Source organism: Streptomyces sp. PA03-1a, assembly GCF_033792805.1.
Lineage (GTDB): Bacteria > Actinomycetota > Actinomycetes > Streptomycetales > Streptomycetaceae > Actinacidiphila.
In genome coordinates, this window is the sequence record NZ_JARAVO010000290.1 from 1 (window position 1) to 10621 (window position 10621).

The following is a 10621-nucleotide window of genomic DNA, read 5'->3' on the forward strand; positions in this document are numbered from 1 at the left end:
AAATTTGTATAAGAGACAGGGGGATGCCCGCCGCAGGCGCAAACAACCCGCACACGACAACAACCGCACCGCACACAAAGTGCGTCGGGCCCATTGACGAACCCCGCCCCCCGCCCTACTTTCATCGCGTCGTACTTCGTACGTCATATATGAGACGCCCTACGTGAGATCCGAAAGAGCCCCCATGGACCTGCTCGCCGGCACCGCGCCGACGCCGATTCCGTCCCGTACCCAGGTCGTGCTGGAAACGATCAAGCACGGGATACTGACCGGGCAGCTGAAGCCCGGTCAGGCACTCGTGGAGGCCGAGCTGGCCGCGCAGTTCGGGGTGTCGAAGACGCCCGTGCGGGAGGCGCTCAAGACGCTCGCCGGCACCGGGCTGGTCGTGATGAGCCAGTACAAGGGCGTGACCGTGCGGGCCGTGGACGCGGAGATGGCGCGTCAGGTGTACGACGTGCGCCTGCTGCTGGAGCCGGAGGCGCTGCGCCGTACCGTCACGCACCGCGCCCCGCTGGACGCCGCGCGGGACGCGCTGTCGCGGGCCGACGAGGCGGGGGACCGGGCCGACCGGTCGCTCGCCAACCGGGAGTTCCACCGGGCGCTGTACACGCCGTGCGGCAACCCCCTGCTGGCCCGGATGCTCGACGACGTGCGGGACCAGGCGGCCCTGGTCTCGGCGGTGGTCTGGCAGGAGACCCCGTCGTGGGAGCAGGAGGCCCGCGAGCACCGGGAGATCCTGGCGCGTGCCCTCGACGGGGACGCGCACGGCGCGGCGCGGCTGCTCCACGACCACATCGCGAGCTTCGTGGCCCGGGCGTTCCCCGAGGGCCCGGACGGCGGCGAAGGAACGGCCCGCTGAGCCGCGGGCGCGCGGGGTGAGGGGACGGCCCTCCGCGCGCCCGCTCCCCCCATGCCGCCCCCACGGCATCCCGTAGCGACCCGAGCTGAAGGGCAACCGCATGTCATTCGCAGAGCAGTCGTCGGCGCTCGCCGATGTCGTGGCGATCCCGGTGACCCCGTTCGGCGCGGACGGGGGCGTGGAGCCCACCGCGTACCGGGCGTTGCTGCGCAGACTGCTCGACAGCGGGGTGCGGACGGTCACGCCGAACGGCAACACCGGGGAGTTCTACGCCCTCGACCCGGCCGAGCGGCGGCTGGTCGTCGAGCTGACGATGGCCGAGGCGGACCCGGACACCCAGGTCGTGGTGGGCGTCGGCCACGACGTGCCGACCGCCGTGGCCGCCGCGCGGCACGCACGCGACGCCGGGGCGCAGATGGTGATGGTGCACCAGCCGATCCACCCGTACGTGTCGCCGGAGGGCTGGGTGGACTACCACCGCGCCGTCGCGGAGGCCGTCCCGGAGACCGGGGTCGTCCCGTACGTCCGCAACGCGGCGCTGGACGGGGGGCTGATCGCGCGCCTCGGCGAGCTGTGCCCGAACGTCGTCGGGGTGAAGTACGCGGTGCCGGACGCCGCCCGCTTCGCGGCGGTGGCCCGGGACGCGGGGCTGGACCGCTTCACCTGGGTCGCCGGCCTCGCCGAGCTGTACGCCCCCGCGTACTGGGCGGTCGGCGCGAGGGGCTTCACCTCGGGCCTGGTCAACGTCGCGCCCCGGGTGTCCCTGGAGATGCTGCGCGCGCTGCGCGACGGCGACTACGCGGCGGCGATGAAGGTGTGGGAGCAGATCAGGGAGTTCGAGGACCTGCGGGCCGAACAGCAGTCCGCCAACAACGTGTCGGTGGTCAAGGAGGCGCTGGCGGTGCTGGGACTGTGCCGCCGCGACGTGCGCCCGCCCAGCCGCCTGCTGACCGGGGGCCGGCGCGAGCGGGTGGCCGCGCTGCTCGCCGGCTGGGACGTGTGAGCCGGGACGGGACGGAGGGCCGCCATGAAGAAGCCGGAAGAGCTCCGCAGCCACCAGTGGTACGGGACGGACGGCCTGCGCTCGTTCAGCCACCGGGCCCGTACCCGGCAGCTGGGCTACCTGCCCGAGGAGCACCTGGGCAAGCCGGTGATCGCGGTCGTCAACACCTGGAGCGACATCAACCCCTGCCACGTCCACCTGCGCGAGCGGGCCCAGGCGGTCAAGCGCGGGGTGTGGCAGGCGGGCGGCTTCCCCCTGGAGTTCCCCGTCGCGACGCTGTCGGAGACGTACCAGAAGCCGACGCCGATGCTCTACCGCAACCTGCTCGCGATGGAGACCGAGGAGTTGCTGCGCTCCTACCCGGTGGACGGGGCGGTCCTGCTGGGCGGTTGCGACAAGTCCACCCCGGCGCTGCTGATGGGGGCCGCGAGCGCCGACCTGCCGGCGGTGTTCGTGCCGGCCGGACCCATGCTGCCCGGGCACTGGCGCTCCGAGGTGCTCGGCTCCGGCACCGACATGTGGAAGTACTGGGACGACAAGCGGGCCGGCCTCATCGGTGACTGCGAGATGGCCGAGCTGGAGAGCGGGCTGGCCCGTTCGCCCGGCCACTGCATGACCATGGGCACCGCCTCCACGCTGACCGCGGCGGCGGAGGCGCTGGGGATGACGGTGCCGGGCGCGTCGTCGATCCCCGCCGTCGACTCCGGGCACGACCGCATGGCGGCCGCCTCCGGGATGCGGATCGTCGACCTCGTGCGGGAGGACCTGCGGCCGTCGGCGATCCTGACCCGCGAGGCGTACGAGGACGCGGTGGCCACGGTGCTCGCCCTCGGCGGTTCTACCAACGCCGTGATCCACCTGATCGCGATGGCCGGGCGCAGCGGTGTCCCGCTGACGCTGGACGACTTCGACCGCATCGCCCGCACGGTGCCGGTCCTGGCGAACCTCCGGCCGGGAGGCCGCCACCTGATGGAGGACTTCCACTTCGCCGGCGGCCTCCCGGGGTTCCTGACCCGGCTGCGGGACGCCGGTGTCCTGCACCTCGACCGGCCGACCGTCGCGCACGCCACGCTCCGCGAACAGCTCGCCGGTGCCCTCGTCCACGACGAGGACGTGATCCGCCCGCTGGACAGGCCGCTCGCGGCCGAGGGCGGCGTCGCCGTCCTGCGCGGCAACCTGTGCCCGGACGGCGCGGTCATCAAGCACATCGCCGCCGAGCCGCACCTGCTCAAGCACACCGGCCCGGCCGTGGTGTTCGACGACTACCGGACCCTGCAGCGCACCATCGACGACCCGGCGCTCGGCATCACCGAGGACAGCGTGCTCGTGCTGCGCGGCTCCGGTCCGCTCGGCGGCCCGGGCATGCCCGAGTACGGGATGCTGCCGCTGCCCGGCCACCTCCTGAAGAAGGGGGTGCGGGACATGGTGCGGATCTCCGACGCCCGGATGAGCGGCACGAGTTACGGCGCGTGCGTGCTGCACGTGGCGCCCGAGTCGCACGTGGGCGGGCCGCTCGCCCTCGTCCGCACTGGCGATCCGATCACCCTGGACGTCCAGGCGCGCACCCTGCGCCTGGAGGTCGACGACGCGGAACTGGAACGCCGGCGCGCGCAGTGGCAGGCGCCGCCGCCCCGCTACGGACGCGGCTACGGCGCGCTGTACCAGGACCAGATCACCCAGGCCGACACCGGCTGCGACTTCCGCTTCCTGACCCGGCCCGGAGAAGTGCCGGAGCCCTACGCGGGCTGACGCCCCGCCGCGCACCACGCCGTACCGCCCGTACCGCCACCGCGCCCGTACCGCCACCGCGCCCGTGGCGGCCCCGCACCACTAGGCAAGCGCTTTCCCCGCACCCGTACGAAGGAGTACCGGTCATGGCCACAGCCGTGGCGAAACCACCCCGGCCCTCGCGGCGCCGGCCGTCCGGCGCGGCCCGGCGCACCCCGTACCTCCTGATCGCCCCCGCCGTCCTGCTGATGCTGGGCTTCATCGCCTACCCGATGGTCAGCGTCCTCTACTACAGCCTGCAGGACCACAACGTCACCAAGCCCTGGCGGAACGGCTTCGCCGGCTTCGGCAACTTCCAGCGGATCCTCTTCGACGACCCGCTGTTCTGGCAGAGCCTGCTCTTCAGCCTCAAGTGGGTCGCCGCGGAGGTGGGGCTGCAGCTCGCCCTCGGGCTGGCGCTCGCCCTGGTCGTCAACCAGACCTTCGTCGGCCGCGGACTGGCGCGCGCCCTGGTCTTCTCGCCGTGGGCCGTCTCCGGCGTGCTGACCACCACGATCTGGATGCTGCTGTACAACCCCGCCACGGGCATCAGCCGCTACCTGGCGGACGCCGGCATCGGCGAGTACGGCACCTCGGTGCTCTCCGACCCCGACACCGTCTTCCCGGCCGCCGTCCTGGCCGAACTGTGGCGCGGGGTCCCGTTCTTCGCCATCCTCATCCTGGCCGACCTGCAGTCCATCCCGAACGAGCTGTACGAGGCGGCCTCGGTCGACGGCGCGGGCCGCTTCCGGCGGTTCTTCCACATCACGCTGCCCCACCTGCGGGACGCCATCGTGCTGTCCACGCTGCTGCGCGGGGTGTGGGAGTTCAACAACGTCGACCTGCTCTACACGCTCACCGGAGGCGGTCCCGCCGGTTCGACGACCACGCTGCCGCTGTACGTGGCCAACACCGGCATCGACGGCCACGACTTCGGCTACGCGTCCGCGCTCACCACCGTCGCCTTCGTGATCCTCCTGTTCTGCTCCATCGTCTACCTGCGTCTGAGCAAGTTCGGGGGCGACCGCACATGACGACCACCGTGCCGGAGAGGAACGGCCTCCCCCTGCCGCGCGTGGCGCCCGCCGCGCGCCCCGACGACGACGACGGCGGCGGTGCCGGGCGGCGCCGCGGGCGCCGGGGGCTCGGCGCGGGTGCGCCCCGCTGGCAGATCTACCTGCCGCTCGGCCTGTACCTGCTGTTCACGCTCGTCCCCTTCTACTGGATGCTGCTGTTCGCGCTGCGCCCCTCGGGGTCCACCTCGCTGGTGCCGTGGCCGGCCACCACCGCGCACTTCTCGAAGGTGTGGAACGACCTCGGTTTCGCGGTGTTCTTCAAGAACAGCCTGCTCATCGGCGTGGCCACGCTCGTGATGACCACCGTGATCGCCCTGCTCGGCGGTTACGCGCTGGCCCGTTTCGACTTCCGCGCCAAGCGCGCCTTCCTGCTCGCCCTGCTGTGCTCGCAGTTCATCCCGGGCGCGCTCATGCTGGTGCCGCTCTTCCAGATCTTCAGCGAACTGCGCATGATCGACTCCCTGTGGAGCGTCATCGTCGCCGAGACGGTCTTCCAGCTGCCGCTGTCGATCATCCTCATCAGCGGCTTCATCAGGAACGTCCCGGTGTCGCTGGAGGAGGCCGCCTGGGTCGACGGCTGCGGCCGGATCCGGGCCTTCTGCGCGGTGGTGCTGCCGCTGCTGCGGCCGGGGCTGGTCGCGGTGGGCTCCTTCGCCTTCGTGCACAGCTGGAACCACTTCCTCTTCTCGCTGATGTTCCTCAGCACGCAGGAGAAGTACACGATCCCCGTCGGCCTCAGCTACACCATCGGCTCCGGCGAGAGCGTCGAGCTCGGAACGCTCGCCGCGGGCGGCGTCGTGGCCGCGGTGCCCGTCGTCATCGTCTTCGCCTTCATCCAGAAGTGGCTGGTCACCGGCTTCAGCGCGGGTGCGGTGAAGGGCTGACGCCCGTCCCGCCACCCGCCCCTGTCCCGCGGACGAGGAGGTCCGAACCGTGCGAGATGCATCCACGCGGCCCGTCGGCGGCGGCCCGGCGGCGACGCCGCCCGGCGACGCGCCCGTGCCCGTCGTCCTGGCCGGGGCCCGCGGTCACGGCGCCTGGCACCTGGAGAACCTGAGGAGGCTGTCGGCCACCGGTCTGGTGCGGCTCGCCGGGATCTGTGACACCGTCCCGCCGGCACCGGGGGAACCGGCCGGGTTCCCCGCACCCGCCCACGGCACCGACCTGGGCGAACTGACCGCGCGGACCGGCGCCGGGATCGTCATCGTCTGCACCCCCCTCCACACGCACACCGACCTGGCGCTGGCCGCGGCTGCGCAGGGCGCCCACGTGCTGCTGGAGAAGCCGCCCGCACCCTCCTACGCCGCGTACGAACGGCTGGTCGCCGGGGTCGAGGCGAGCGGGCGGGCCTGCCAGATCGGCTTCCAGTCGCTGGGCTCGCACGCCCTGGACGCCGTCCGCGCGCTGGTGGCCGACGGCGCGATAGGCACCGTGCGCGGCATCGGCGCCGCCGGCAACTGGGTGCGCGACGAGCACTACTTCCGCCGGGCCGCCTGGTCGGGGCGGCGCAGGATGGGCGGTACGGACGTGGTCGACGGGGTGCTCACCAACCCCCTCGCCCACGCCGTCGCCACCGCGCTCGCCCTGGACGGCAGCGAACGCGCCGAGGACGTCGGGGCGATCGAGCTGGAGCTCTTCCGGGCCAACGCCATCGAGGCCGACGACACCTCCGCCCTGCGGCTGCGCACCGCGCGGGGCACGGTCGTCACGGTCACCGCCACCCTGTGCGCCGAGCGGAACGCCGAGCCGTACGTCGTCGTCCACGGCGACCGCGGCCGTGTGACGTTCTGGTACAAGCAGGACCGCGTCCTGCTGCAACGCGCCGGGCGCGGCCCGCAGGAGCAGCGGTACGGACGCACGGACCTGCTGGAGAACCTGGTCGCGCACGTGCGGCACGGCGAGGACCTGCTCGTGCCGCCCCGCGCCACCGGCGCCTTCATGAAGGTCGTCGAGGCCGTGCGCACCGCCCCGGACCCGGTGCCGCTCCCCGACGGCGCCTGGCGCACCGAGCCCGGCGAACGGTCCACGCGACGTGTCGTCACCGGGGTCGACGGCATGGTCACCGCCGGCGCGGAGACCCTGGCCCTCTTCTCCGAGCTGGGCGCCCCCTGGGCCGCACCGAACGGGGTGATCCGGCGATGACGACCACCGTGCTGCGCGCCGCCGGACGCACCGTCGGACGGTACGTCCACCGCCCCGAGCTGCCCGGGCGGCTCGCCCCGCGCCCCTACCTGCACCCGCTGACCACCCTGGCAGGGGTGCCCGTCACCGAGTTCATGCCCGGCGACCACCTCCACCACCTCGGGGTGAGCGTCGCCGTCCCCGACGTCGACGGGCGCAACTTCTGGGGCGGGCGCACCTACGTCCGCGACCGGGGCCCGGCCGAGCTGGACGACCACGGTGTCCAGGAGCACCTGGGCCTGCTCCGCGGCGGCCCGGACGGCTTCACCGAGGAGCTGTCCTGGCGCACCGGGGACCGCGAACTGCTCCGCGAGCGACGGACGGTCACGGCCCGCGCGCTCGGCGAGGGCTGCTGGGCGCTCGACGTCACCTTCGCCCTGGCCAACCCCGGCGACCGGGAGCTGACCATCGGCAGCCCCGCCACCAACGGCCGCCCCGGCGCCGGTTACGGCGGCTTCTTCTGGCGGGCGCCCGCCGAGCCGGAGCGGGCGCGGGTGTTCACGGCCGGCGCGGAGGGCGAGGAGGCCGTGCACGGCCGGGCGGCCGACTGGCTGGCCCTCTCGGGCGAGGGCTGGACGCTGGTCTTCGCCGGGGCGACCGCCGGGACCCGCCGCGACCCGTGGTTCGTGCGCACCGCCGAGTACCCCGGCGTGGGCTCCGCCCTCGCCTGGGCGCGGCGGCTGCCCGTCCCCGCGGGCGGCACCGTGACCCGGCGGATCGTCACCGCCGTCGCCGACGGGCGGCTCGGACCCGCGCAGGCCGGCGCGCTGGCCCGCCGCCTCGTCGACGGGAGCGGCTGACGATGCGCCCCTGGACCGCCGACCCCCCGCGACGGCACCTACCGCCGCGGACACCGGCGACGGCCCGCGCCGGACCCCGGGCCACCCCTCACGTCCCCACCACCCGCACGCACCCCGACAGGAGAGTCACCATGAGAGCACCGAAGGGCCGCGGAGCGCGCCTCGCCGCCGCCGTCGCGGCCGTCTCCGCACTGGCGCTGACCGCGTCCGCCTGCGGCACCGACGGCAAGGGCAGCTCGGGCAGCGAGGGCAGCGGCAAGGGCACCGTCACCTTCTGGGACAACAACGGCGGTGTCCGCACCGAGGTGTGGAAGGAGATCATCTCCCGCTTCGAGAAGAAGAACCCGGACGTCGAGGTGAAGTACGTCGGGGTCGCCGCCGCCGACGTGCAGTCCAAGTACGACACCGCCATCGCGGGCGGCAAGGGCCTGCCCGACGTCGGTGGCGTGGGCACCGCGATGCTCGCGAGCCTGGTGGCGCAGGGCGCGCTCGACCCGGTGACCGACCGCATCGACGACAGCCCCCTGAAGGGCAGGTTCGACCCCAACCTGGTCAAGAGCGTGCAGGTGGCGGGTGGCGGCGACGAGCTGTTCTCCGTGCCGACCTCCGCGAACATGGGCGTCCTGTGGTACCGCACCGACCTCTTCGAGGCCGCGGGGGTGCCGGCGCCCACCACCTGGGACGCGTTCTTCACGGCGACGGAGAAGCTGACGGACCGCAAGAGCAACGAGTTCGGCTTCACCTTCCGCGGCGGCGCCGGCTCGATCGCCCAGGCCCTGGACATGATGTACGGGCAGTCGGGCATCGACAGCTTCTGGAACGGCGACACGACCACCGTCAACGACCCGAAGAACGTGGCGGCGCTGGAGAAGTACGTCGCGCTGTACAAGAAGACCACGCCCGAGGCCGACCTCAACAACGACTTCACCAAGATGGTCGCCGAGTTCGACAACGGGAAGATCGGCATCCTCCAGCACAACCTGGGCTCCTACCAGAACCACCTGGATGCCCTCGGTCAGGGCAAGTTCGCGGGCGTGGCCATGCCGGTCGACGCGGCGGGGGTGCGCACCACGGTCTCCAACCCGGTGGACGGGCTCGGTCTGTTCAAGAGCTCCGAGAACAAGGAGGCCGCCTGGAAGTTCATCGAGTTCGCCGCCTCCGCGGAGGCGAACAGCCTGTGGAACGAGTCGGCCGGGGCCATCCCGTCCAACACCGAGGCGCAGGACGACGACTGGATCGCCTCCGCCGGGGCGACCAAGATCGCCATCGAGGCGCTCACCGACCCCAAGACGAAGATCGTCCAGCTGCCGTACTACCTGCCGGACTGGAACACCCTCAGCAAGGCCGACAGCGAACCGGAGTTCCAGAAGGTCGTCCTCGGCCGGCTGAGCGCCAAGGACTTCCTCGACGCCTTCGCCGGGAAGCTCAACGCCGCGCAGGCGGACTGGAAGAAGCACACCTCCTGATCCGCGTGCCCGGGTACGGGACGGCCGGCGGCGCCCACGCCGCGCCGTGAGCCGCCGGCCGTCCCCGCTCCCGCTCCCGCTCCCTCTCCCATCCCCACCTCCTCCCAAAGGAGCCGCAATGCGCAGATCTATGTGTCATGCGCGCGTCATTCCTGTTCTGATGGGCTGCACGACGCTCGCCCTCGCCCTCACCGCTCCGGCCGCGGCCCAGGCCGCCGTCCCGCGCGGGGCCGCCCTCGGCCGTGCCGTACTGCCCGCCGGTGACGGCTGGGCCTCGGCCGGCCGGGGCACCAGGGGCGGCTCGGCCGCCGACGCCGCCCACGTCTTCACCGTGCGCAACCGCGCCGAACTGGTCGCCGCCCTCGGCGACGGCGACGGCACCCCCCGGATCGTTCAGGTCAAGGGCGTCATCGACGTCAACACCGCCGACGACGGCACCCCCCTGGGCTGCGCGGACTACGCCACCGACGGGTACACGCTCGACGGCTACCTCGCCGCCTACGACCCCGCGGTGTGGGGCACCGACCGCGAGCCGTCCGGCCCGCTCGAGGACGCCCGCGCCGCCTCGCAGAAGGTCCAGGCGGAACGCGTCCAGGTGCGGGTCGGCTCCCGCACCACCATCGTCGGCCTCGGCCGGGGCGCCACCCTCCGCGGCGGCAACCTCATGGTCCAGGACGCCGACGACGTCATCATCCGCAACCTGTCCTTCGAGAACGCCGCCGACTGCTTCCCCGCCTGGGACCCCACCGACGGCGACACCGGCAACTGGAACTCCGAGTACGACAACCTCAGCGTGGTCGGCTCCACGCACGTGTGGGTGGACCACAACACCTTCTCCGACGGCGACGAGCCCGACACGACCCTGCCCACGTACTTCGGCCGCGTCTTCCAGAAGCACGACGGCCTCTTCGACGTCATCAACGGCTCCGACCTCGTCACCGGGTCCTGGAACGTCTTCCGGGACCACGGCAAGACCTCGCTCATCGGCAACAGCGACAGCGCCGCCGCCACCGACGCGGGCAGGCTGCGCGTCACCCTCCACCACAATCTCTACCGGAACGTCACCGAGCGCGCCCCGCGCGTCCGCTTCGGCCAGGTCGACACCTACAACAACCACTACGTGGCGACCGCGGACTCCGGCTACGCCTACGGCTACAGCCTCGGTGTCGGCGTCCAGTCGCAGCTCGTGGCGGAGGCCAACGCCTTCACCCTGCCTGCGGGCGTCGACCGCGCCACCGTCATCAAGAAGTGGAAGGGCACCGCCCTCACCGAGGACGGCAACCTCGTCAACGGCCGCCCCGTCGACCTGCTCGCCGTCCACAACGCGGGCGTCCCCGCCGAGCAGCTCGGCGACGACGCGGGGTGGACCCCGGCCCTGCGCACCCGGGTCGACCGTGCGGGCGCCGTACCGTACGTCGTCGACCGCCACGCGGGCAGCGGAAGGCTCTGACCGGCCGCCGCCCCGCACC

Annotated in this window: 9 protein-coding genes; all 9 read left to right on the forward strand. The window is 72.8% G+C overall.

What is annotated here, in order from left to right; genetic code table 11:
- Nucleotides 1–184 precede the first annotated feature (184 nt).
- The gene (locus PV341_RS39885) at nucleotides 185–859 is read left to right on the forward strand and encodes a GntR family transcriptional regulator (RefSeq protein ID WP_500327286.1); all 675 of its coding nucleotides are present in this window, start codon (nucleotides 185–187) and stop codon (nucleotides 857–859) included.
- Nucleotides 860–959: 100 nt separating this feature from the next.
- A complete protein-coding gene (locus tag PV341_RS39890; RefSeq protein WP_500327287.1) occupies nucleotides 960–1862 on the forward strand; it encodes a dihydrodipicolinate synthase family protein in 903 nt (300 codons plus the stop codon).
- 24 nt (nucleotides 1863–1886) lie between these two features.
- Nucleotides 1887–3611 carry an L-arabinonate dehydratase gene (gene araD / locus PV341_RS39895; RefSeq protein WP_500327288.1) on the forward strand — a complete coding sequence of 575 codons (1725 nt, stop codon included), beginning with the start codon at nucleotides 1887–1889 and terminating at the stop codon, nucleotides 3609–3611.
- 125 nt (nucleotides 3612–3736) lie between these two features.
- On the forward strand, nucleotides 3737–4663 hold the full coding sequence (locus PV341_RS39900; RefSeq protein WP_500327289.1) for a carbohydrate ABC transporter permease: 927 nt from the start codon (nucleotides 3737–3739) through the stop codon (nucleotides 4661–4663).
- Nucleotides 4660–5589 carry a carbohydrate ABC transporter permease gene (locus PV341_RS39905; RefSeq protein ID WP_500327291.1) on the forward strand — a complete coding sequence of 310 codons (930 nt, stop codon included), beginning with the start codon at nucleotides 4660–4662 and terminating at the stop codon, nucleotides 5587–5589. Before PV341_RS39900 ends, PV341_RS39905 begins: the two co-directional genes overlap by 4 nt.
- 49 nt (nucleotides 5590–5638) lie before the next feature.
- Entirely contained in the window at nucleotides 5639–6847 is a 1209-nt protein-coding gene (locus PV341_RS39910) for a Gfo/Idh/MocA family protein (RefSeq protein WP_500327292.1), read from the forward strand.
- A complete protein-coding gene (locus PV341_RS39915; protein ID WP_500327293.1) occupies nucleotides 6844–7686 on the forward strand; it encodes a DUF6807 domain-containing protein in 843 nt (280 codons plus the stop codon). The genes PV341_RS39910 and PV341_RS39915 overlap by 4 nt, the downstream gene beginning before the upstream one ends.
- Nucleotides 7687–7817: 131 nt before the next feature.
- Nucleotides 7818–9152 (forward strand): ABC transporter substrate-binding protein, encoded by a 1335-nt coding sequence (locus tag PV341_RS39920; protein ID WP_500327295.1) that lies wholly within the window; start codon nucleotides 7818–7820, stop codon nucleotides 9150–9152.
- A gap of 118 nt (nucleotides 9153–9270) precedes the next feature.
- Nucleotides 9271–10602 carry a pectate lyase family protein gene (locus PV341_RS39925; RefSeq protein WP_500327296.1) on the forward strand — a complete coding sequence of 444 codons (1332 nt, stop codon included), beginning with the start codon at nucleotides 9271–9273 and terminating at the stop codon, nucleotides 10600–10602.
- The last annotated feature ends 19 nt before the right edge of the window (nucleotides 10603–10621 follow it).